This is a genomic window from Actinoalloteichus caeruleus DSM 43889 (genome assembly GCF_000429185.2).
Taxonomy (GTDB): domain Bacteria; phylum Actinomycetota; class Actinomycetes; order Mycobacteriales; family Pseudonocardiaceae; genus Actinoalloteichus_B; species Actinoalloteichus_B caeruleus.
Map to the genome: position 1 here is coordinate 3,196,173 of NZ_AUBJ02000001.1, position 22,690 is coordinate 3,218,862.

The 22,690-nt window shown below is 74.5% G+C and carries 16 protein-coding genes, 1 tRNA gene and 2 pseudogenes; 10 read left to right on the forward strand and 9 right to left on the reverse strand.

All coding sequences use genetic code 11. The features are described 5' to 3' along the window. Positions 1-386: 386 nt before the first annotated feature. On the reverse strand, positions 387-1,232 hold the full coding sequence (locus G443_RS12175; RefSeq protein ID WP_026417214.1) for a putative RNA methyltransferase: 846 nt from the start codon (positions 1,230-1,232) through the stop codon (positions 387-389). A 288-nt stretch (positions 1,233-1,520) separates the two neighbouring features. Here G443_RS12175 and G443_RS12180 point away from each other — a divergent pair, with 288 nt between their 5' ends. Beyond that, positions 1,521-2,783 (forward strand): MFS transporter, encoded by a 1,263-nt coding sequence (locus G443_RS12180; protein ID WP_026417215.1) that lies wholly within the window; start codon positions 1,521-1,523, stop codon positions 2,781-2,783. Between the two features lie 322 nt (positions 2,784-3,105). Further along, positions 3,106-3,181: transfer RNA gene (locus tag G443_RS12185), tRNA-Ala, on the forward strand. Positions 3,182-3,685: 504 nt separating this feature from the next. On the opposite strand, the gene G443_RS12190 is transcribed toward G443_RS12185, so the two are convergent. From G443_RS12190 to G443_RS12200, 3 genes are all read right to left on the reverse strand, one after another. Next, positions 3,686-4,426 (reverse strand): MBL fold metallo-hydrolase, encoded by a 741-nt coding sequence (locus tag G443_RS12190; RefSeq protein WP_026417216.1) that lies wholly within the window; start codon positions 4,424-4,426, stop codon positions 3,686-3,688. A 584-nt stretch (positions 4,427-5,010) separates the two neighbouring features. Continuing rightward, on the reverse strand, positions 5,011-5,355 hold the full coding sequence (locus G443_RS12195) for an ArsR/SmtB family transcription factor (RefSeq protein WP_026417217.1): 345 nt from the start codon (positions 5,353-5,355) through the stop codon (positions 5,011-5,013). Continuing rightward, on the reverse strand, positions 5,352-5,828 hold the full coding sequence (locus G443_RS12200; RefSeq protein WP_035291273.1) for an SRPBCC domain-containing protein: 477 nt from the start codon (positions 5,826-5,828) through the stop codon (positions 5,352-5,354). The genes G443_RS12195 and G443_RS12200 overlap by 4 nt, the downstream gene beginning before the upstream one ends. Before the next feature lie 262 nt (positions 5,829-6,090). On the opposite strand from G443_RS12200, the gene G443_RS12205 reads away from it, so the two are divergent. Then, positions 6,091-6,282, forward strand: coding sequence for a VOC family protein (locus G443_RS12205; RefSeq protein WP_211237445.1), 192 nt, complete (start codon positions 6,091-6,093; stop codon positions 6,280-6,282). Positions 6,283-6,486: 204 nt separating this feature from the next. Here the strand turns inward: G443_RS12205 and G443_RS12210 are convergent, their stop codons facing one another. Then, entirely contained in the window at positions 6,487-7,458 is a 972-nt protein-coding gene (locus tag G443_RS12210) for a LysR family transcriptional regulator (RefSeq protein WP_026417218.1), read from the reverse strand. Positions 7,459-7,662: 204 nt separating this feature from the next. On the opposite strand from G443_RS12210, the pseudogene G443_RS12215 reads away from it, so the two are divergent. Next, positions 7,663-8,831 (forward strand): annotated as a pseudogene (locus G443_RS12215) (MFS transporter). 158 nt (positions 8,832-8,989) lie between these two features. On the opposite strand, the gene G443_RS12220 reads toward G443_RS12215, so the two are convergent. Next, positions 8,990-9,436 carry an RrF2 family transcriptional regulator gene (locus G443_RS12220; RefSeq protein ID WP_016698686.1) on the reverse strand — a complete coding sequence of 149 codons (447 nt, stop codon included), beginning with the start codon at positions 9,434-9,436 and terminating at the stop codon, positions 8,990-8,992. 141 nt (positions 9,437-9,577) lie between these two features. On the opposite strand from G443_RS12220, the gene G443_RS12225 reads away from it, so the two are divergent. Beyond that, positions 9,578-10,699, forward strand: a complete 1,122-nt coding sequence (locus G443_RS12225; RefSeq protein WP_026417219.1) for an NADH:flavin oxidoreductase — start codon at positions 9,578-9,580, stop codon at positions 10,697-10,699. Positions 10,700-10,918: 219 nt separating this feature from the next. Here the strand turns inward: G443_RS12225 and G443_RS12230 are convergent, their stop codons facing one another. Beyond that, positions 10,919-11,803 carry an alpha/beta fold hydrolase gene (locus G443_RS12230; protein ID WP_016698688.1) on the reverse strand — a complete coding sequence of 295 codons (885 nt, stop codon included), beginning with the start codon at positions 11,801-11,803 and terminating at the stop codon, positions 10,919-10,921. A gap of 588 nt (positions 11,804-12,391) precedes the next feature. Here G443_RS12230 and G443_RS12235 point away from each other — a divergent pair. From G443_RS12235 to G443_RS12255, 5 genes and pseudogenes are all read left to right on the forward strand, one after another. Then, positions 12,392-13,135: pseudogene (locus G443_RS12235) on the forward strand (AfsR/SARP family transcriptional regulator); the annotation flags it as partial. Between the two features lie 323 nt (positions 13,136-13,458). Next, on the forward strand, positions 13,459-14,811 hold the full coding sequence (locus tag G443_RS12240) for an ATP-binding protein (RefSeq protein ID WP_253860204.1): 1,353 nt from the start codon (positions 13,459-13,461) through the stop codon (positions 14,809-14,811). 583 nt (positions 14,812-15,394) lie between these two features. Further along, complete coding sequence (locus G443_RS12245) at positions 15,395-15,928, forward strand: hypothetical protein (RefSeq protein WP_253860205.1); 534 nt, start codon at positions 15,395-15,397, stop codon at positions 15,926-15,928. A gap of 701 nt (positions 15,929-16,629) precedes the next feature. Next, positions 16,630-18,084, forward strand: coding sequence for an outer membrane protein assembly factor BamB family protein (locus G443_RS12250; RefSeq protein WP_253860206.1), 1,455 nt, complete (start codon positions 16,630-16,632; stop codon positions 18,082-18,084). 434 nt (positions 18,085-18,518) lie between these two features. Further along, positions 18,519-20,123 carry an outer membrane protein assembly factor BamB family protein gene (locus G443_RS12255; protein WP_026417221.1) on the forward strand — a complete coding sequence of 535 codons (1,605 nt, stop codon included), beginning with the start codon at positions 18,519-18,521 and terminating at the stop codon, positions 20,121-20,123. A 328-nt stretch (positions 20,124-20,451) separates the two neighbouring features. Here the strand turns inward: G443_RS12255 and G443_RS12260 are convergent, their stop codons facing one another. Both G443_RS12260 and G443_RS12265 read right to left on the reverse strand, forming a co-directional pair. After that, entirely contained in the window at positions 20,452-21,312 is an 861-nt protein-coding gene (locus G443_RS12260; protein WP_155886011.1) for a hypothetical protein, read from the reverse strand. A gap of 210 nt (positions 21,313-21,522) precedes the next feature. Then, positions 21,523-22,623 carry a substrate-binding domain-containing protein gene (locus tag G443_RS12265; protein WP_026417223.1) on the reverse strand — a complete coding sequence of 367 codons (1,101 nt, stop codon included), beginning with the start codon at positions 22,621-22,623 and terminating at the stop codon, positions 21,523-21,525. Positions 22,624-22,690: the final 67 nt, after the last annotated feature.

A 22,690-nucleotide genomic window follows, 5' to 3' on the forward strand; every position in this document is an offset into this window, starting at 1 on the left:
AACCCGCATCCGCGCCGAGGTTCCCGTTCTCGACCTCCGCCACCGAAGGGCGAACCCCAGAAAACGAGAAAACCAGGTGATTCACTTCACAACGGAGCAACAATCGGGCTCGACGCTTATCGGGGGACGAATCCACTGCGGACGGCGATCACCCTGTTCCGCTCCGTTCCCGAGAAGCCCGAGGGGCACCGACGCGAAGGTGCTCCGGACCGCGACCGCGACCGTCCCGATCTGGGACAGGACCCGGGAACGCGACCCCGACACTCCTGACTCCCGAACGGGCCACCGGCTCCCGGAGAGGACACCGCGCCGGCGACGGCACGGAGCCTCGGATCAGCGCCCCCGGACGGCGCCCCGGAGCGCCCACCTCGCCGACGGGAGGGCGGTCACCGCGGGTGGTAGACCGAGAGCGCCACCGCGCCGGTGACCGCCACCACCTCGGGCCGTCCCGCCAACCACGACGAGACCTCCACCTCCTGGACGTGGTGGGCGCTCGGCCCCATGCCCACCAGCCGCCGCACGTCCGCGTGACCGAGGGCCAGCCCGAACTCCACCTGCTCGCGCTCCACCAACCGGAAGTGGGCGCCGAGCTGGTCGTCCATCCGCTCCTGCTTCCTGCTGTCCACCCCGACCAACCCCAACGGCCCCACCAGCTCGGCGAGGTGGTGGTCCTCGGGCGTGACCACCAGCAACACGCCGTCCGCCGCCAGCACCCGGCGCATCTCCGCCGGGTTCCTCGGCGCGAACACGTCCAGCACCAGGTCGACCGCGTGGTCCCGCACCGGCAACCCCGCCCAGGCGTCGGCGACCACCGCGCCGGCCCTCGGGTGGCAGCGGGCCGCGCGCCGCGCCGCGTACCTGGACACGTCCACCGCGACGCCCCGGGAGCCGGCCAGCCGATCGAGGACACCCGCCAGGTAGTAGCCGGTCCCCGCGCCCACCTCCACGACGCACGTGCCGTCGCGCCCCGGCTCGACGGCTGATCCGGCGGCGGTGGCGACCAGGTCGCGGATCGGCGCGTAGTGGCCAGCGGTGAGGAAGTCCGCCCGGTCGGCGACCATGCCCGCGGTGTCCCCACCGTGCCCGGAGTGGCGTCCGGTCAGCAGGCTCACGTAGCCCTGCCGGGCCACGTCGAAGTGGTGCCCCTCCTCGCAGCGCAGCCCCGACCGGGTCGTTGAACAGGCCCGATGGCAGTGCGGGCAGGCCAGGACATCCACGACGTCGGAAAGCACGGGACGGGAACCTTCGGGGACTGGGGGACGGTGACTCGCGCCGCTCAGCCTAGGCAGCGGCGGCACCACCCCCGTGACGGGCACCCGGGCGGCTCGCGGTGGCTCGCCTCACAACCGGTTCTGGGAAGCGGGCGATCTCGTGCACGGTTGGGCAGAGGGTGCCTCAGGGTCGAGGTCCCGCACTCGGAAGTCCTCCCCTCCCCGGGTGACCTCCCCACCGCGCCGGTCACCCACGTCGTCACCCGCACGACGGGCCACCACTCGCCTCACCACCGATCTGGAGAAGTCGTGCCACTCGCCCTCCTCGCCCTGGCCGTCGGCGCCTTCGGCCTGGGCACCACGGAGTTCGTCATGATGGGCCTGCTGCCGGAGATCGCCGCCGGCAACGAGGTGTCCATCCCCACGGCGGGCCACCTGATCTCCGGCTACGCCCTCGGGGTCGTGATCGGCGCGCCCGCGCTCACCGCCGTGGGCGCCCGCCTGCCCAGGAAGACGATGCTGCTCGGCACGATGGCGTTGTTCACCGCGTCGAACCTGGTATCGGCGCTGGCCCCCAACCACGAGACCCTGCTCGCCACCCGGGTCCTCGCCGGGCTGCCCCACGGGACGTTCTTCGGAGTGGGCGCCGTCGTCGCGGCCAGCCTGGTCGCCCGCGAACACCGGGCGAAGGCGGTCTCCATGATGTTCGCCGGGCTCACCCTCGCGAACGTCGTCGGCGTGCCACTCGGCACCCTGCTCGGGCAGCAGGTCGGTTGGCGGTGGACCTTCGTCATGGTCGGCCTGGTGGGCGCGGCGGCGCTGGTCAGCGTCGCGGCCCTGGTCCCCCGGCAGCCCGCGCCACGGGACGCGGGCATGCGCCGGGAGCTCGGGGCGTTCCGCCGGCCCCAGGTGTGGCTGGCGCTGGGCATCGTCACCTTCGGCTTCGGCGGGACCTTCGCCTGCTTCAGCTACATCACCCCGATGATGACCGACGTCGCCGGTTACGACGCCGGCAGCGTGACCTGGCTGCTGGCGTTGTTCGGCGTCGGCATGACGATCGGCAACCTGCTGGGCGGCCGGCTCGCCGACCGGGCGTTGATGCCCAGCCTGTACGGGTTCCTCGCCGGCCTGGCCCTCATGCTGGGCCTGTTCGCCTTCACCGCGCACGACAAGGTGCTCGCCGCCGTCACGATCTTCCTGATCGGCGTGACCGGCTTCGCCGCCGGTCCGACGGTGCAGACGCTGATCCTGGACCGGGCGGAGGGCGCGCCGAGCCTGGCGGCCGCCAGCATCCAGTCCGCGTTCAACATCGCCAACGCGATCGGCGCCTACCTGGGTGGGCTGGTCATCAGCGCTGGGCTGGGCCTCACCGCTCCGAACCTCGTCGGCGCGGGGCTGGCCGTGGTGGGCCTGGGCATCGCGGTCGTCTCCGGGGTGTTGGCCCGCCGGAAGAACGCGCGCGAGGGCGGCGGACCGACCCCCTCCGAGGGTGATGGCTCCACGGGTGCCGAGCTGCCGGCCGCCCCGGCTGGCGGGTTCGGGGAGCGGGCCACCTCCCCGATCGGCCGCTGAGCGACCCCCGGGGCACCACCCGCCCGCCGGCGGCCCCCAAGAGGGGAGGACCCCACCTCGGGCGGCGCCGAGGGAGGCGGCGGCCGGGCCCGGGCTGGGAGGAAGGCGGCGAGCCCGGCAACCGCACGTGTCCGGGCCCCGCAGCGGGCGCCCCTTGGCCCCAGGACCGGCCCGCACGCCGGACCGTCCTCGTTCCCGCAGCTCAGGGCGGTTCTCCCCCAGCTCGACGACGCCGAGGCACCCCCCTGCGCACACCCCTCCAGGGGTGTTGTACTGTATCCCTGCGAGCGAACGGAGGCGGTCCTCCGGGAGCGAGCGACACGGGGCTGTGGCGCAGCTGGTAGCGCATCACACTGGCAGTGTGAGGGTCAGGGGTTCGAGTCCCCTCAGCTCCACCACCATCGAAACCCTTCTGATCGGGATCACCATCCAGGTCAGGAGGGTTTTTCGTGGTTCGCGGACAGTTGCCGTTGACATTGACCCGCTGGCGCTGGGTCGGTCCAGCCGGTGCGGATGGCGCCCGTCCGGGTCCTCACCGGCCGCCGTCCTGAAGGACCGCGACATCGTTCCGGCCGCGACGTCGACGAGGATGCTGACCACCGTCTCACTAACGACCGTCAGGGTCAGTCCGCGTCGAGAGGATGGTGACGTGTCCGGTGCGCACCAGTTCCTGGTCCTGGCGGATGCGGACGCGGATCGACTCAGTCATCCGCCACCACCCGGCGGGATCAGGGCGTGGACGCGGAACCCGCCGTCCGACCCGGGACCGGCCACCAAGTCGCCAACGGGTGCGCTGGAGGAACGGGTTCGGCCTCGGTGACCCCGCGCCACGGCGCCCGCCCGCGGCTAGCCCGCCCTGACGTGACGGGACGCGGACGACGGGCATGCGGGTGCTCTCCCAGCTAGGAGGGGCCGTGCCGCCGGGCCAGCTCCACCAGACGTTCGGCCCCCGCCGTCCAGTCGTCGCCGTGCCCAACCAGCACGGTCCGCGCGCTGGTCTCGGCTATCGCGTCCAACGACTCCAGCGCGCGTTCGGGGTCGACGGTGGCGGCCCCGGAGACGATCTGCGGGCCCGTCGTACCCCGGTACGGGTTGAGGGTCACCACCGCGTCACCGGCGATGACCGCGTCTCGCTCGGGGAAGTGGAACGCGCAGTGGCCCAAGGTGTGGCCGGGGGTGTACAACACCCGAGGGCCTCCCGGGACCACCAGCTCGGTGTCCCGGATGCGGTGCACCTCCTCCACCGGTTTCGGCCACCACGCGCGGTTCCTCACGAATCCGGCGACCAGCGGCGCCGCCCTGAGCTGGGTGGCCAGGTACCAGCTGAGCGGCCGGGATCGGCCGTACTGGCGGGGGTGCCGGGTCAGCGGGACGTCGTTGTCGTGGACGAGGACGGGAACCCCCAGCTCGGACCGCATCCGCTCGGCGAAGCCGAGGTGGTCGAAATGCCCGTGGGTCAGCACCAGCGCCTCGACGTCCTGGAGACGCCTGCCCAGGTCGGCCAGCGCCTGCCGCAGTGGTTCCCACGAGGTCGGGAGCCCGGCGTCGACGACGGTGAGGCCGTCGTCATCCTCCACGATGAACCAGTTGGTGTGGGCGTGCTCCACGCGGTGGATACCGTCCGCGACGTTCCTGCGCAACATGTCGCTCTCCTGGGTCGGGGCTCGCGTCGGTCCTCACGGCGCCGGATCACGGCCGGGGGCGAGCCACGCCGGCCGCTCTCGCCGTGAACCCATGCACGGGGGCTACCCGAGGACTCCCACCACATTCCGGGCTCGCGGAACCGGCGGAGGCGAGGCGCATGCCAGGAAGGACCTCGCTCTCCCGTCGCGCCTCACGTCGACGCCGCCCTCCGCCACCCCGAGGAGGGAGTGCGACGCGCGGTCGTCCGTGGCGAGTCCGACGTGCCCAGGGCGGGGCAGCCGCTGCTGGTCCGCCACGGAGGCCGGTCGGGGGGGCCCGCGGCGCGAGGTCGGGCGGGGTGATGTCGATGTCCTGTGAGCGGACGCGGGATGTCGTCCCCGCATGGCCGTGAGGCGGGGCCGTATCCGCCCTGCCTTTCCGGCGTGGCGACCCCTGTCATGGCGCGGCCCCTCTGGATCGGGAGGTGACCCCGAGGGGCGGCTGCCAGGCCAGGAGGCCTGATCAGCTGGTCGGCCGTGGGTTGGTCGGGCCGTGGCGGCCGGCCCAGTGGCGCGAACGCACTCGGCGAAGCCCGGACCACCGCTCACCCCGGCTGCCCTGGCTCGGTTCCCGACGTCGCCCGCTCCCGGAGGAGTTCCAGCCGCCGGTCCCAGGCCGCGGCCATCAGGCCCAGCTGGTTGGCAGCGGCACCGAGCCGTGTTCCCACCGCCCTGTACCGCAACTCCCGACCGTGTCGCTCCCGCTCGACCAGGCCGGCTCCCCGAAGGATCTCCAGGTGGCGGGAGATCGCCTGCCGGGTGACGGGCAAGCCCTCGGCGAGGGCGGAGGCGGAGGCGGCACCGGCCTCCAGCCTGCGGAGGATCGCCCACCGCGTGTCGTCCCCAAGAGCGGAACAGATCTCCACGACCGTCCGGTCGGGCCCGTTCACCGCGCCGTCCGTCCGACGTGCCGGTGGAGCGCCGCGAGTTCCTGCCGCCAGCCCTCGGTGTTGTCGTCGAGCATCCTGCGCCGGAGCAGTGCGGTCTCGTCCAGCTCCGCGAAGCCGCTCTCCACCACCCGCAGCCGGACCGAGGAGGTACCGACGGGTCGGAGGAGGAACTCGACGAGCGTCGAGTTCCCAGGCCCGAGGGCGGCGACGCGCCCAGCCTCCGAAGGGCCGCCGTACCAGCGGAAGGCGATGTACTCGTGGGGACGGCTGTCGACGGTCTCCACGGCGAAGACGCCGTGCTCCGGGTCGCGGACCAGGACCCGGGCGTCTCCGTCGGCCCGGAGCTCGTGCGGGGTGATCTCGCCGCCGTTGATCCACCAGCCCGGTTCGGACACCAGGTCCCAGACCACTCGAGGTGAGGCCTCGATGAGGATGTCCCGCTCGATCCGGTCCTCGTTCCCATCCCGCGACATGCAACCAGTCTATTGCATGAACGCTGGATTTAGTGCAATCATCCTGTTGCACTTCACTCCAGGAGGTACCAATGCCCAGTCCCCGGTTCCGCGGTGGCCCCAACATCGCCATGAAACTGCCCGCCGCGCGCTTCGACGACACGGTCGCCTTCTACCGGGACGTGCTCGGTCTCCACGTCACCGAGGAACCATCGGCGGCGACCGGGATGGTCTCGCGCTCGGTGCGGGTGGATTCGACGCCTACACCCTGTGGCTCGACCGGGTGGACAACTACGCGCACTCCGACATCTGGCTGGAGCTGACCACCGACGACCTCGACGACGCCGTCCGACACCTCGCGGCGCACGGCGTCGGCACCAACGACGAGCTGGAGGAGCTACCGCCGGGAAGCCGAGCCCACTGGGTGTGCGCTCCGACCGGGGTGCCGCACATCCTGCACCCGCACACGTCATGACCAACCGCCGCGCCACCTCGGCCAGCCAGCGCACTGCGTGACGGGCCGGGTCCGACGGCCCGGCGGGCTCGTGGGCTGCCGCCGCCCCGGGACGGAGGGCCTCAAGCCCTCGCCCACGCCCCCTCCTCCGGAGGCGCGGCGCGGCCCGCCGCCCCACCCGAGCGGAAGCCCCGGTGGTGGCCGGTGGCCCACCCGGCACCCGCGTCAGCCCACGACGACCGGGGACGCCGACCTTCCGGGCCCCTCCTCGGCCGCTGTCGCCGCCCGAGCTCCCGCTGGGGCGACCGTGAAGGCGGTGCGCAGCAACCGCGCCAGGGTGACCAGCTGGTCGCCACCCCGATCACGGCGCCACACCAACCCGAGCTGGGAGGACGCCTCCATGCCCGTCACCGGCAGGAAGCGAACGTCCCGGCGCGCCGCGCGGTCCGCGAGCGGACGGCAGACCAGCATCACGTGCTCTCCGCCGGCGACCGTCGCGAGACCCTCGTGGATGGTGGAGATGGCTACGGACGAGGAGATCGGCAGGCCCGCCGGCGTCGCGCGCGGCACCCTCGCGGCCATCCAGTAGTCGGGTGCGTCGCCGAGGGGGCGGACGACGTCCCACTCCGCCAGCTCCTCGACCGTGACCGACGTCCGGCGGGCCAGCGGGTGGTTCGTCGAGACCGCCAGCAGCCGGTCCTGCGGGGGGAACCGGTACCCGACGGTGAGCGCGGCCTCGTGGCATGGCAGCTCCACCACCGCCGCGTCGACCCGACCCTCCACAACGGCGGTGAAGGGCGAACCCAGCGGTACCTCGCTCAGCGCCATCGACACCCCGTGCTCGGCGCGCAGCGACCGGAAGGCCTCGGTGATCTCCTCATAGACGTCGCCGTGGAAGCCCACTCGCAGCTCACGCAGCTCACGCCTCCGCGCGCGATCACGCGCTCGGGAGAAGACGGCCGTCAGTTCCTCGTAGGCGGGACGCACCTCGTCCACGAACTGGACCCCGAACCTCGTCAGCGCGACCCGCCGGCTGGTGCGCTCGACCAGCCGGACCCCGAGCCGCCGTTCGAGTTCGGCGACGAGCTGGCTGACCCGGCTCTGCGAGTACCCGAGCCGCTCGGCGGTGCGGCCGAAGTGCAGCTCCTCCGCCAGCGTGAGCAGGCACTCGATCTGGTGCAGGTTGGCCTGGTGCACGGCACCCCCCTCCGACCACGTTCGATCAGCTGAGCTTATCGATCGGCGAGGAGATCGCCGTTGTTCGGCTGCCGTCCCGTTGCTTGCCTGGGGAGCATGAGTTCCTCCGCTTCCGCCGGGACCGGCTCCCACCACACGACCGCCTGGCAGTGGGTGGCGCTGGCCGTCCTGTCCCTGTCCACCTTCGTGGTCGTCACCTCGGAGATGCTGCCCGTGGGCGTGCTGACGCCCATGGCCGAGGGCTTGGGGGTCAGCTCGGGAACGGCCGGGTTCAGCCTGACGATCACCGGCCTGGTCACGGCGGTCACCGCGCCGGTGGTGCCCCGCGTGCTGGGTGGGGTGGACCGGCGGTGGGTCCTCGCGGTGTCGATGGTCGTGCTGGCGGCCGGGAACGCGCTCACCGCGGTCGCGGACGGGTTCGGGCTTCTCGTGGTCTCCCGCGTCATCCTCGGTCTGGGGATGGGAGCGGTGTGGGGGCTGGCGGCGGCGGTGGCCCCGCGCCTGGTCGGGCCCGTCATGCGGCGCTGGCGGTGTCCTGCGCCGTCAGCGGGGTCGCGGCAGCCTCGGTGGCCGGCGTGCCCGCCGGCACCGTCATCGGCGACGCCTTCGGGTGGCGGGCGGCGTTCGTCGCGCTGGCCGTGAGCGCCGTCGTCCTGGCCGCCGCCCTGCTGGTCACGCTGCCCCGGTTGCCCAGGCCTCGGACCGAGCCGGCCGTTGGGGTGCCGGCCGGCCGGTCACCACTGGCTTCGAGGGCGGTCGTCGGCGGACTGGCCGTGGTCGTCGTCCTGGTCACCGCCCACTTCGCCGCCTACACCTACGTGCGCCCCACCCTCGAGGGGCACGGGATGACGGCCGGCGGGATCGCCGTGGCGCTCCTCGTCTACGGGGTGTTCGGACTGGTGGGGAACTTCGCGGCCGGGGCCCTCGCGGCGCGGCGGCCGCGCGCGACCGTGCTGCTCCTGGCCGGCGGCATCGCCGCCTCCGTCGCCCTGCTCGCGCTGTCGGCGGGCCTGACCGGGGTCGCCGGGGTGGCGATGGGCCTGTGGGGCCTGGCCTACGGTGGTCTCTCGGTCGCCGGCCAGCTCTGGATGCAGCGGTCGGCTCCCGACCGCGTCGAGGAGGTGACCGGCCTCTACGTGGGCCTGTTCACGGCCGCCATCGCGCTCGGCGCCCTCCTCGGGGGAGGCCTGGTCGGAGCCGTCGGCATCGTGCCGCTGCTGTGGAGCGCGTCCTGCCTCGCCCTCGCCGCCCTCGCCATCGGCCTGGCGGGACCCCGCGCCGTTCCTCCCTCCGGGAGCGGGACCGACGGGAACGGCTCCCGGATGCCGGCCGAGCTGGCGAACCACCCCGGCACCACGGGTTCGCGCACCTGAACTCCCCGGCCACGAGTGCCCCGCCGGCCGGCACAGACCAGGACCCAGCGACGAGGGCGAGCCCGACCAGCGGAGCGCGTCCCGCCTCCCAGGGCACGGGCGGTGGTCACGGCGGAGAGCCCCCTCGGCGCCCTCGCCAGCGGACCGGGAGGGTGGGGTCAACCGGCGTGACCGGGGGCGCAGTGGCTTCGGCTCGCTCGGAGGCCGTCGGCGAGCGTCTCCTGGTTGAGCATGGCCAGCACCGCGCCTTCGGCTCGTGCGGTGAGGTCCTCGAAGTAGGCGGAGGCGTGCGCGGCACCGACGCACCCGCTCTCGACCTCCGGCCGGCACACCCACAACGGCTTGTCCCCGACTGCACAGCGGTAGATCTCGGCCAGCGTGATGGCCTCGGCCGGTCGCGCCAGTCGGGTGCCGCCGGCCCGCCCCTTGATCGACTCGACCAGACCAGCGTGCCCCAGGGGGACGAGGAGCTTGCGGACCAGGCTGGGGTTGGCGCCGACGCGCTCGGCGAGCTGGCCGCTGCTCACGACCGGCGCGCCCTCCTCCTCGGCGATGGCCAGGAAGAACATGACGGCCAGCGCACTGGAGAACCTGATGTCCAGCACCGTCGCACCTCCCCGTTCGTCCCCGCAGCCTACTCGGACACCACATGCCGAGCCGAAAACGTCACAGACACAGTTGCGTTTTCTGGCAGAAACTGTATCTTTCAAAGGAGCAATTCGTCGACCTCCCGGGAGTCCAGCCCCATGTCCACTCGCGTCGCCCAGGCCCTCGCCCGCCCGCTGACCCTGGGTTCGGCGGAACTGCCGAACCGCCTCGTCATGGCCCCGATGACCAGGGCTTTCTCACCGGGAGGCGTCCCAGGAACGGATGTCGCCGACTACTACGCCCGCCGGGCCGCGGCCGGCACCGGGCTGATCATCACCGAGGGCACCTACATCGACCACCCCTCGGCCGGGGACGTGGAGAGCGTGCCCCGCTTCCACGGCGAGGCGCCGCTCGCCGGCTGGCGCCACGTCGTCGAGGCGGTGCACGCCGCCGGCGGCCGGATCATGCCCCAGCTGTGGCACGTGGGCATCCAACGCCCCGCCGGCAACCCGCCCTTCCCGGAGGCCCCCTCGGTCGGCCCGTCCGGGATCGCGCTGGACGGCACCGAGGGAGCCGGTGAGGCCCTCTCCCCCACCGAGATCGACCGCGTCATCACCGCGTTCGCCGAAGCGGCCCACCAGGCCGAACGCATCGGTTTCGACGGGATCGAGCTGCACGGCGCGCACGGCTACCTGATCGACCAGTTCCTCTGGGAGCGCACCAACCGGAGGACCGACGGCTACGGCGGCGACCTCGTCGCCCGCACCCGCTTCGCCACCGACATCATCACCGCCGTGCGCGAACGCGTCGCTCCCGACTTCCCCGTCGTCCTCCGCTTCTCGCAGTGGAAGGCGGACAACTACGACGCGCGACTGGCCGAGACCCCCGACGAGCTCCAGCGGCTGCTCACCCCGCTGTCCGAGGCGGGCGTGACCGCCTTCCACGCGTCCACCCGCCGCTTCTGGGAGCCAGAGTTCCCCGACTCGGGTGTCGACCTGAACCTGGCCGGGTGGACCCGCAAGCTGACCGGGAAGCCCGTGATCACCGTCGGGTCGGTCGGCCTCGACTCCGTCTTCGAACCCGCCGCCCTCTTCGCGGGTCAGGGCGCCGGCGTGGAGAGCGTCAACCGGCTGCTGGACCGGCTGGAGCGTGACGAGTTCGACCTCGTCGCCGTCGGCCGCGCGCTGCTGGCCGACCCCGAGTGGGCGCGCAAGGTCCTGGAGGGACGCGAGGAGGAGCTCACCCCCTTCAGCGCGGACGCCCTGGGCACCCTGCGCTGACCGGTTCCCCGAACGCCGTCGTCGCCCCTGGCCGGCCCGAACGGTTCGGTTCGCGCCGATACCGGTCCCGTCGGGCCAGGCGGTGGGAAGGGGCGACGACGGCCCGGCCGGTAGCACGCCGTCGGCGGGACGCCGCCGGGATGGCACGGAACGCCGGCAGGGGTGACGCCGGCACCAGGGGGCAGCCCTCCTCGTCCGGCCGACACACCGGTCGGCCGTTCAGCGGGCCAGCAGGGCGCGCAGCGCGTGGACGACCTCGCCGGGCGACTCCTCGGCCATGAAGTGCCCGGCGGACACCGTCGAGTGGGCGAGGTCGGGGGCCCACCGTCGCCACACCTCGCCGGCGTCGTAGCCGAGCGCGGCGCCCCAGTCCTGCTGGAGGACGGAGACGGGCATCCGCAGCTCGTTGCCGGCCAGCCGGTCCGCCTCGTCGTGCTCGATGTCGACGGTGGCCGAGGCCCGGTAGTCGGCCACGATGGAGGGAACCGCCTCCCGGGAGGCCCGCAGGTAGGCGGCCCGCACCTCCGCCGGGACGGCGTCCGGGTCCTGGCCCCACACGTCGAGGAAGTGGCCGAAGAAGGCGTCCGGCGCCGCCCCGATCAGGGCCTCCGGCAGCCCGGGCGGCTGGGCCATCAGGTAGAGGTGGAATCCGACGGCGGCGCTGACTCCACGCAGCACGTCCCAGGTGTCGAGGGTGGGGACGACGTCCAGCGCCGCCAGGTGGGTGACGGCGTCGGGGTGGTCGAGTCCCGCGCGGAACGCCACCAGCGCGCCCCGGTCGTGGCCGGCCAGCGCGAAGCGTTCGTGCCCGAACGCGTGCGCGAGGGTGACGACGTCCTCGGCCATGCGTCGCTTCGCGTAGGTGGTCCCGTCCGTGTCGGCGGGCTTGTCGCTGGCCCCGTAGCCCCGCAGGTCGGGGCAGAGGACGGTGTGGTCGGTGGCCAGGTCGGCGGCCACGTGCCGCCACATGAGGTGGGTCTGGGGGAAGCCGTGGAGGAGGACGACCGGGCTCCCGGTGCCCGCCACGGCGACGTGCAACTCCACTCCCCCTGCGACGGGGACCCGCTGGTAGTCGAATCCGGTGATGCGGACGTCGCTGTTCATCTCGTGCCTTCCTCTCGGGCGCGGCGTCCGGGTGACGCCGATGCCCCGAGCGTGTGCCGAGGCGATGAGCACCACGTCAGCGTTGGGTCAGCGCGGGATGAGCGTGGCCCGCGCGGCGCGCCACCGCGCTGGTCTCGCCGGCCACGTGAGAACGAGCCGGCCCACCCGGCGGGGTCTGGCGCCGAATTCGGGTGCCGGATCCGAGGACGCCTGGGCTACGTGCTCTCCCCCCGCCGGGGAACTCCCCCAGAACGAGGTCGACGTCCTCCGCCGGCTCCAGCGCGAGGGCCGGGTGGTGGCCATCGGGCCCCGCCCGAGACAGCGGCCGGGTGCCCGCTCGGCGGCGCGGTGGTCAGGGCCAGCCGACCCCCGACCACGGGCCGGCGCACCGGTCCGGCGTCGGCGGCACCGATCACGCGTCCCGCGACGGTGGAGGTGGCGCGCGTGGCCGCCGGTGCTCCCCACCGTCACTGGGACGGTGCTCGTCGACCATGCGGCGCCGGAGAACGACTTCCTCGGGGTCACCACACCCCGGCTGCTGTGCCGCCGCGGCGCGGTTACAGTGCCGGACCGGTGGCTGCGGAGAGGATGTCGGTGACCTCGTCGGTGTGGTTCTCGGTGCTCGGTCCGCTGGCGGCCGGGAACGCGGGAGGACCGCTGGCCCTGCCCGGCCCCCGGCACCGCGCGGTGTTGGCCAGGCTGCTGGTGGCGCGGGGTCGCGTCGTTCCGGTGGACCGCCTGGTCGATGACCTGTGGGATCCCGCGCCCGCCGGTGCCGTGGGAGCGTTGCGGACCTTCGTCTCGGCGTTGCGCCGCGTGCTGGAACCCGACCGGCCTCCTCGGGCCCCGGCCCGGCTGCTGGTCACCTCCCCTCCCGGGTACGCGCTGCGGGTGGACCCCGACGCGGTGGACGCGCGACGGTTCGAGGCGGCCGTCGCCGACTCCGGTGAACTGCTCGCCTCCGGTCGGCCCGCTTCGGCCCTCGCGCTGCTCGACGAGGCGCTCGGGTGGTGGCGCGGTCCGGCGTACGCGGGGTTCGAGGAGTACCCGTGGGCGCGGGCGGAGATCAACCGCCTCGACGAGTCACGGCTGGTGGCGGTGGAGCGCAGGGCCGCCGCCCTGCTCGCCGGGGGCCGGGGGCCGGAGGCGGTGCCCGACCTGGAGGCGCAGGTGGTCGGGCACCCGTGGCGGGAGGAGGGGTGGCGGCTCCTGGCGCTGGCCCTGTACCGGGGCGGGAGGCAGGGCGACGCCTTGTCCGCCCTGCGCCGCGCGCGCCGGGTGCTGGCCGAGGAGCTGGGAGTGGATCCGGGGCCGGAGTTGCGCCGGCTGGAGGCGGACGTGTTGGCGCAGGCCGAGCACCTGCTGCCGGCGGAGCGGCCGTGGGAGCGTGACACCGGCGGTTCCGACCCGGGCGGCCCCTCCTCGACAGGACGGGAGAGCCCGGTGGCACCGGCGGCGGGACCCGTCGAGCCCCTCGGTACCGATCGGGCCGGGGGGCGGTCGGGTGCCTCGACGCCGAACCGGCGCGGGCGGGCGGCCACCGCCTCCTCAGGCCCGGCGGCGGCCGACTCGGCGCTGGGCGGCCCCGGCGGTGGTGACCTGCCCGGTCCGCACGCGTCCCCCGCCTGGTCGGGCGGGCGGGTGAACTGGCGGCCGTGGATGGCGCCGCGGCGGAGGCGGTCGCACGGGACGGGCTGGTCCTCGCGCTGGTCACCGGGGAGGCGGGCGGAGGCAAGACCGCCCTCGCGGAGGCCCTGGCCGCCAGGGTCACGGGGCGGGGGTGGCTGGTGGCCTGGGGAGCGAACCCGGAGGAGACGGGCGCGGCGGAGGACTGGGCGTGGGACCAGGTCCTGGGCGTCCTGGTCGCGTCGGGTCGCGGCACCGCGCCCACCAGGGGCGGGGCGGCAGCCGGGGACGCGGTGGCCGCCCGGTTCCGGTGGCATCGGGAGGTGGCGCGGTTCCTGGCGGAGACGGCGGCGCACGGGCCGGTGCTGGTGGTGCTGGACGACCTCCACCGTGCGGGTGAGGAAACGCTCCGCCTGCTGTCCTCACTGGTGAACGGCGGAGTCACCGGCCCCGTGCTGGTGGTGGGCACCTACCGGACGACGGACCCACCGGCGCCCCTGACGACGTTCCTGGGGCAGGTGGCGCGGGCCGAACCGGTCCGGGTGGCCCTGGGCGGGCTGGACCGGGACGAGGTGTCGGGGTTGGTCAGCTCGATCACCGGGCGCCCCGTGGACGCCGCGACGGCGGCGGCGGTGCGCGGACGCACGGGCGGCAACCCGTTCTTCGTCCGTGAACTGGCCCGCCTGCTCCTCGCGGAGGGGGCGGAGGCGTTGGCCGAGGTCCCACCCGGGGTACGGGACGTGGTCCGCTACCGCATCACCCGGCTGCCGGCGTCGGCGGCGTCGGTGCTCTCGTGGGCCGCCATCATCGGGACCGAGTTCGACGTGGCGGTCCTGGTGGCGGTGGTCGGGGCCGAACAACGGGTGTTGGACGCCCTCGACCTCGCGACGGGCGCCGGGTTCCTGGTCGAGGGCGGCGCCGGTCGGGTGAGGTTCGCGCACGCCCTGGTGCGCGACGCGGTGTACGAGGAGCTGTCGGGGCCGCGACGCGCTCGCGCGCACGGCGCCGTCGCCGACGTCGTGGAACGGCTGCGGCCGTGGGAGGTGACGACGATCGCGCACCACCTCGTGCTGACGGGTGACCGGGAGCGGGCGGACCAGGTGGTCCGGTACGCGCGGATCGCCGCGACGGACGCGGCGGCCCGGTTCGCCTCGGAGGAGGCGGCCCGGTGGTGGCGGCACGCCCTGGACTCGCACGACTCAGCGGTCCGCCTCCGGGGGCCTCGGCGGAGGACGAGGCCGCCCAGGAACGGCTCGACCTCGTCCTGGGGCTCGTGCGGGCGCTCGCGGTCGCCGGCGATCTCGGCGGGGCGCGTTCCTGCCGGTCGGAGGCGCTCGACCTGGCGGAACGGCTGGGGGACGACCAGGTGGTGCGGGCGCTGACCGCCTTCGACGTGCCGGCGGTGTGGACGACGAGCGACGACCAGCGGCTGGCCCGGCGAATCGCGGACCTCGTCGACAGGGTGGTGGTCCGCCTGCCGGTCGACCGGGTGGTCGACCGCGCCCGGCTGCTGGCCACGCTGGCCCTGGAACTCCGGGGCGGCCGGGACAGCCGCCCTCTGGCGGCCGCCGAGGAGGCGGAACGCCTGGCGAGGGAGTCGGGGGATCCGGCCGTGGTGGCCCTGGCGCTGAACGCGCGCTTCATGCAGACCTTCTGGCGTGCCGGCCTGGCGGACCAGCGGGCCGCGCTCGGCGGGGAACTGGCGCTGCTGGCCCGGGACCACTCGTTGGTGACCTTCGAGATCCTCGGGGAACTCGTGTCGCTCCAGGCACGCTCCGCGTTGGGGGATTTCACCGCCGCCGACCGCCACGCGACCGAGGCGGACCGGCTGGGCCGGGAGTACCAGTCGCCGCTGGTCGGCGTCCTCACGGACTGGTACCGGGCGATGCGCACCTCCGTCTCGGGCCGGGAGGCAGCCGGGCCGCCGCCTACCGGTCGGCGGCGGCGCGGCTGGCTGGGACGGGCATGTTCGGGCTCGAGCGGGGTCTGCGCGAGTTCGCGTCGTTCTGCCACCAACTCCGGTGGGATCCACCGGCCTCCGCCGGCGGGGAGGTCCGGGTGGCGGCGGCGGGCGGCGACGCGGACGACTACGAACCCTGGTGCCGCCCGCTGCGTCTCCTGGCCGCCGGGCGGATCGCCGAGGCGCGGGAGGCCGCGTGCCGCGTGCCGGAGTCGCCTCAGGACCTGTTCCTTGAGGCCCGGTTGTGCCTGCGGGCGGTGTCGGCGTCGCTGCTGGCGGACCGGGAGACCTCGGACCGGCTGTACGAGGAACTGTCGCCGGCCGAGGCGGAGATCGCCGGGGCGGGCAGTGGCCTGGTGGCGCTGCGCCCGGTGGCCCACCACCTCGGCGACCTGGCGTGGACCCTGGGGCGTCCCGGCGCGGCGGTCGAGCACTACGACCGGGCGCGTGCCCTCGCCGAGGGGGTGGGCGCCCCGCACTGGGCGCGGGCCGCCGAGCAGGCGCGGGCGGCGGTCCGGAGCCGGTCGAGCCGTGGGTGAGACCAGCCCCCGGGGCTTGCGCGCGGACGTGGTCGCCGGCTCGGCTCCCCGGGCCGGAACCGAGGTCGGACCGCGCCGGGTCGAGCCCTGCCGGGTGTCGGCCGTGCCCGGCGGGGCGAGCCGGGTCGGGGGCGGATCATCCGTCTGGCGGAGATGCCGGGGCCGGGGGCACCGGCGAAACGCGGGTTTTCGGCCACGGTTCCCCCGCACGGGCCGGAAGGTCGCACGCCCGGGGGTGGGGCGGGGCCTAGATTGCTCCGGAAGAGCGCCCGCAGTGGGCCCCACCGGTTTCCGTGGGGGCGGGGCAGGCGTCGGAGTTCGACCCGAGCGCCCCGTCCGTTCTCCCTCCACGGACGAGTAGGACCAGAGGAACATGTCCGTCTTTTCCCACCCCGGGTCGGTGACCCGTGTCGTTGCCGCGATGGCGTGCCGAGGCGTGCGGAGGTCGACGCGGTGACCGACCCCGAGAACACTCCCCCGTCGCCCCGGCCCGACAGTTCGTCGGCCACCCCGCCACCGTCCTCCGAGGACCGCGAGGCGCACCCCACCCCCGGCCCCGACCAGTCCCCCGGCGAGGTCGGGGAAACGCCGTGGTCCGGGTCGCCGATGCCCGGCGCCGTCCCGCCACCGCCGGAGGCGGCCGCCGCGCACGGTCACGCGTTCCCACCGCCGGGCGGGGACCAGCCCCAGGCCGGGACCGGGTGGCAGCCGGTGCCCCGCCGCCGGCGCCGGGGCCGTGGGCGCCCGGCTACCCCGCTCCCCAGCCGCCCCGTCCGCGTCGGACCGGTCTGCTCGCCGCGCTGGTCGCGGTTCCCGTCGTCGTGCTGGGCATCGTGCTGACCGTGGTGTTGACCCGAGGCGGGGACGAACCGTCCGGGTCCCCGGCAGCCGCCGGCACCGAGGTGGAGGACGGGGAGGGCGTCGACGGCGCGGTGCCGGTCGGCGAAGCCCAGGAGCCGAGGTGGCACGTTCCCGTCGCCTCGGAGGACCCGTTCGCGCACGAGCTGCTGGGCTCCTGGGTGACGGGGACGACGGCGGTCCGCGCGGAGGCCGGTTCCGTGATCGGCTACGACCTGGCCAGCGGGGATGTCCGCTGGGAGCTGCCGTCCTCCGGCGACGAGCGGTACTGCGGGTTGAGCGCGGAGACCCACGAGAACGGCATCGTCGTGTCGCACGGCGTCGGGCACGTCTGCGACCAGCTCTCGATGGTCGACCTGGACAGCGGGGAGACGCGCTGGCAGGTCACGCCGGAGGCCGAGGAACCGGACCCCGGCGCCGTGTTGCGGCCCGTGGTGGCCGACGGTGTCGCCCTGACCTCCGTCGTCCCCGAACGGCTCACGGCGCACGACGCGGATACGGGTGAGATCCGGTGGGAGGTCGAACTGCCGAACCCGATCGCGGCCGATGCCGAGGCCAGGCCCTGCCGTGCCACCGAGGCCGCCCCGGCCGAGGGGTTCCTCGTCGTCAGCGGGCACTGCGCCCCCGAACGGTTCGCCTTCGGCGAGGCGCAGCGCTTCGTCGCCAGGGTCGCGCCGGAGACCGGGGCGGTCGTCTGGCAGACGGTGGTCCCCGGGGACGTCATCGAGGAGGGCACGACCGGCTCGGTGCGGTTGCTCTCCGCGAACCCCCCGGTGATCGGGCTCGTCGTGCGGGGTGAGGGGTCGGGGCCGATCGCGGTCTTCGACCCGGAGAACGGCACGCTCACCCATGACCTGGTGGTGGACGGCCTCCCGATCGGGGTGGACCCCGAACCGGAACAGGGCGCGGCGCCGCCGGTGCCGACCTGGTCCGACGGGAGCGGGCTGGTGCTCAGGTCCGCCGTCGGGGAGTGCGAGGAGACGCTGACCAGGGTGGACCTGAACTCCGGTTCGATCGCCTGGGAGACGGACGAGACCACCTGTGGTCAGCTGCCGGTCGCCGTGGAGGGCGAGGAGCCGTTGCTGGTGTCGGTGGGTTCCTCGAACGGTGCGCCGACCCTGGCGACGGTGGCGCTGGCCGACGGCCAGGTGCGGCACCTGGGCGCGCTCGGGGGTGACCCGGAGTCGGTGTGGCTGCCGCTGACGGGCCGCGCGCACCGGAACGGGGACAGCGTCGTCGTCTTCCCGGTCGACTCGTCGATGACGAGGACCGCCGTGCTCGCGTTCGACGCGCCCTGAGCCCGGATCGGTTCGCGGAGGCCGTGGGTGCCCGGCGGCAGGCCTCCGCGAGCCGTCCCGTCCTGGGTCCGCGTGCTCCCAAGGACGCCGTCGGCCGAGCGCCCCGAGCGCTGGCGTCAGAGCCCACCCCCTGGCTCGGGGACGCGGCGGAGCCCCACCCGCGTCACCGTTGGTGACGTTCCTCGTCGGAGCAGGCTCCGCCGAAACCACCCCATCGGGTCCGCCCCTGGGGCTAGAGTCCGGTCGGCATCGGCACGGCGGGTGACCGCTCGCGCCGGATACGTGGTCGAGCTGGGACGGTGGGGGGAGTTCCCCGACCCGGCCGAAGGACAACGACGGGGGCACCAGGAACGGATGGACACCACACCTCGGCCGGCGCGCGGCGCGTCGGCGACCAGCACCGCCGCGTCAGGGGACAGCCGGAGGGGGAGACGGTGAGCGGCGGTGGCGACCAGCCGGGTCCGGGCCCCTGGCAGGGCGGCGGCCAACCGAACCCGTGGCAGGGCGGCGGCCAACCGAACCCGTGGCAGGGCGGCGGCCAACCCGGCCCCTGGCAGGGCGGAGCCAACCCCCAGGGCTGGGCGGGAGCGCCCCCGGGCTCCGGCGGGCAGGCACCGCCCCCCTGGAACCACGGGCAGCCCGCCGGGCCGCCGCCCCGGAAGCCCCGGCGACGAGGCCTGGTCATCGCGCTCGTCACGGTGCCAGCCGTCGTCCTGGCCGGTGTGGCCGCCGTCGTCCTGACCCGGGGCGGCAGCGAGGACCCCCCGGCGCCCGATCCCGCCGCGGGCGGTGTGGCCTCGGAACCTCCAGGTGCGCCGACGGAGCCGCTGTGGGCGGCACCGGCTCCCGTCACCCAGCCCTACGAGAACGACCTGCTCGGCAGCTGGGTCACCGAGAGCACCGCCGTGCGGGCGGAGTACTGGACGATGGTCGGCCACGACCTGGGCACCGGCGAGCCGACGTGGGAACGGCCGGCTCCGGAGGGCAGCTCGTACTGCGCCGTCAGCGCCGAGACGCACGAGAACCGGGTGTTCGTCGTGCACGGCGAGGCTGGCGAGCTGTGCAACCTGCTGTCCTCGGTGGACCTCGACACGGGGGAGACGGTGTGGGAGGTCGAACAACACCCTGCGCAGCCCGACGAGATCGGTCTCCGTCGACCGGCCGTCACCAGCGGTGTGGTGTTGGCCGACTACGACGGAGGGAGGATGCGCGCCTTCTCCGCCGACTCGGGCGAGGAGCTGTGGGACCTGATGCGGATGCCCAACCCCGTCGCGGACCCGGAACAGCCGGCCCGGTGCTCGGTGTACGGCTTCACCCCGGCCCCGGACAGCTTCTACGTGCACGGCGACTGCCGACCGAGGAACCTGACCTTGGGCGATGACCACCGGTACGTGGCCCGGATCGACGCGGCGACCGGGGAGGTGCGGTGGCAGACCCTCGTCCCGGAGTCGGTGATCCCGCTGGGGGAGCCCACCGGCACCGAGCTGTTGTCCACCGATCCGCCGGTCCTCGGGCACTTCCCCCTGAACTCGACGGCCAGCCCGGTGGTGGTGTTCGACCCCGACGACGGGAGCATCACGCACGACCTCGTGCTGGAAGGTCCACCGCCGGCGCTCGGGCAGAGCCCGCTGCGAGGGGACGCCCCGCCGCACACGGTCCTGACCACTCCGGACAGCCTGCTGCTGCGCATCGTCACGCCCGGCGGCGGCTGCGAGCACAACCTGACCCGCATCGACGTGACGACCGGCGCCGTGGCGTGGGAGGGCGTCGCCACCAGCTGCGAACACGTGCTCCTCGGCGTCGAGGACGGGGAGGCCCTGGTGATCTCCAACGGGGGTTCCGCCGGCGAGGAAGCCACGCTGATCGCCGTCGCGCTGGCGGACGGTTCGACCAGGGAGATCGGCCCGCTGGCCGCCGACCCGGGCAGCACCGGGCGGGCCCTGTCCGGCCGGGCCCACCGACACGGCGACAGCATCATCGTGTTCCCGGACTTCATGCTGGGCACGGAGACCGGCGTACTGGCCGTCGCCGCACCGTGACAGGGGGAGCGGTCGTGGGGCCCGGCTGACCTCGCCGTTCCCGGTAGCCCCGGCCTCCTCCACCGCGACAGCTCGCCGGGGCCGCCGTGGCCGGCCCTCCTCCCCTGCCGCCCCCACACGAGGACTCGACCAGGGCGGCAGCCCGCCGGATGACGACGTGGGTCCTCCCCCGGATCGACCCACCGTCCGCCCTGCGGCCTCCTCCCGGCTCCCTCCGGGCTCGCGCCGCGCGTCCGGAGGGGTCAGGGCGGGCGTGGGTCGTCGTCACCTCGTCCGACCGGTCCCAACCGTCGGTGGGGAGGCGGGCCCAGCCCGCCACTCAGCCCGGCTAGTTCGACGGTTGCCGGTAGCGTCCGCCGTCCGCCTCGAAGCGGGGAGGCGGTTCGGCGGGGAGGTCGACGAGGACGACGGCCGGATCCGACGGGTCCGTGGTGACCAGGACCGCGCTGCCCAGGCGGGGGACCTGGTCGGGTGTGGTCACCAGGTGGGCGCGGATCGTCCGGGAGGGTTGGGCGCCGGGGACCTCCACGGTGGCGGCGAAACGTGGGTTGCCGCCCGACCACTCCCGGTGGAACTCGACGGCGGTGAGCACCCCGGGTTCGGATCGGCCCCACTCGCGGAGGGCCCGGATGGTCCGCTGGCGGGTCCGCACGTAGCGGAGTCGGCGTCGCGCTCGGAGCGCGGACACTCCGGCGAGGAGGAGGCACAGGGCGCCGAGGGCGCCCGGCAGCGCACCGAGCACCACGTCGAACGGGGCGCCGTCGGCGGGAGGCCAGGGGCCGAGCAGCAGCGCTGAGGTACCGACGCCGGCGGCGGCACAGCCCGCCAGGGCGGGCACCTCGGCGATCCGCAGCGCGGTGGCGCGCTGCCCGTAGATCCGGTGGGCGGCGTCGTAGGTGATCTCGGTGACCACCGCGGCCAGGAACACCAGGAGGACACAGGGAAGCGCCCACCACCACGGGACGTGCCCTGCTCCGAGCAGTTGGCTGAGGAGGGGCATCAGGGCCAGTGGCCACAGCAGGGCGGCGGTGGTGGCCCAGCCGAGGATCTCCCTCGGCAGGTGGTCCGGGACCGGAACGGGGGTCTCGGCCACGATGTCGTCGCCGCGCTCCGCCACCGAGAACACGGGCCAGGGCGTCGGTCCGTCTCCGGGCAGCGGGTGGGTCGAGGGGGTCGGTCGTGCACTCATGGGGGCCTCCGACGAAGAACGACCTGCCCGGCCGACGCTAGCGACTCCGCGCCGCTCCCGAGGCAGCCTCACCAGAATCGGTGTCCCTCTGCGCCGGGGCAGCACGCGCCGAACCGCGGGGTGGGGCAGGTGCCGCGCGGAGCAGTGGCAGTGGCGGTGGCGGTCGCGTTCCGGGCCACCGGGCCAGGCGGGCCGGAGCGGGCGGGGCCCTCAGAGCTCGCTGGCGGGGGCAGCGGCTCCGCAGGACTCCCGGACCTCCAGGGTGGGCCAGAGCTGGACGCGGTGCACCGGTCGCCGGTCGCCCTCGGCCGCCCTGCCCAGGGCCAGTTCGACCGCGAGCTGACCGAGGCGGTGCTTCTGCGGGCGGACGGCGGTGAGCGGGGGGTCGGAGGCGGCGGCGACCTCGTCGTCGTAGGAGACGACCGCCAGGCGCCCTGGCACGTCGATGCCCAGGTCCCTGGCCCGTTCGACCATGCCGATCGCCTCCCGGTCCGCGTGGACGAGCATCGCGCGCACCCCCCGCTCCGCGCAGTGGAGCAGGACCTCGTCGTAGACGGGTGGCCAGCCGGGCGTCCCGTAGCTGGGCACCTCGATGTCCAGGTCGGTGTCGTGGGGGAGGCCGAGTTCGGCGGTGGTGGCCGCCCACCCGGCGCGCAGCGCGGTGCTGGTGGGGCTGGTCCGGGAGGTGACCAGGGCGACGGCCCGGTGCCCCAGGGCGGTCAGGTGGCGCACCCCGAGGCCCGCGCCGAGGGCGTGCGCCGTGGTGGCCGCGTCGAGCGCGAGGGTCGACAGCTCCGGCGGCGGTAACCGCTCCATCAGGACCACGGGCACCGGCAGGCTCCCCAGCCAGCGGAGCAGGTCGAGGCCGGCGTCCCCGTGGACCACGGGGGCGGCGAGGACGACGCGGACGCCGTGGTCGACCAGCGCGCTGATCTGCCGGCGGTCCTCGGTCGGGTCGTAGCTGGACACGCGCATGACCAGTCTGCTCCCGGCCGAGGCCACGGCCGCCTGGGCGCCCTGCACGACGTGCGGCCAGTAGTACTCGACGGAGGGCACCACCATCCCGACCAGGGTTCTGCCGGTCGCCCCGCCGAGGGCTGGGCGGGGTGCGGTGGGGGTGCGGTTCGGCCGGTGCGGGCGGGTGATCCCGCCGTGGACGCGTTGCACGAGACCTCGGTCCGCCAGGGCCGTGACGTCCCGGCGCACGGTGACCGCCGTGACCCCCATCCGTTCGGCGAGATCGGCCAGCCGGACGGTCCCGTGCCGCTGCACCAGGGCGAGGATCAGCTCCTGCCGCTGTGAGGCCAGCATCGTGGTCCTCCTCCGCGTGGGTCGTCGGCGGGGGCGTCGGCGCGAGCCCGACCGGGGCCGGTCCCCT

Coding starts and splice junctions, on each gene's coding strand:
- G443_RS12200 (WP_035291273.1), bottom strand. CDS start 5,828: ATGTCGCGGGATGGGAACGAGGACCGGATCGAGCGGGACATCCTCATC.
- G443_RS12245 (WP_253860205.1), top strand. CDS start 15,395: ATGTTCGGGCTCGAGCGGGGTCTGCGCGAGTTCGCGTCGTTCTGCCAC.
- G443_RS12260 (WP_155886011.1), bottom strand. CDS start 21,312: ATGAGTGCACGACCGACCCCCTCGACCCACCCGCTGCCCGGAGACGGA.
- G443_RS12225 (WP_026417219.1), top strand. CDS start 9,578: ATGTCCACTCGCGTCGCCCAGGCCCTCGCCCGCCCGCTGACCCTGGGT.
- G443_RS12265 (WP_026417223.1), bottom strand. CDS start 22,623: ATGCTGGCCTCACAGCGGCAGGAGCTGATCCTCGCCCTGGTGCAGCGG.
- G443_RS12190 (WP_026417216.1), bottom strand. CDS start 4,426: ATGTTGCGCAGGAACGTCGCGGACGGTATCCACCGCGTGGAGCACGCC.
- G443_RS12230 (WP_016698688.1), bottom strand. CDS start 11,803: ATGAACAGCGACGTCCGCATCACCGGATTCGACTACCAGCGGGTCCCC.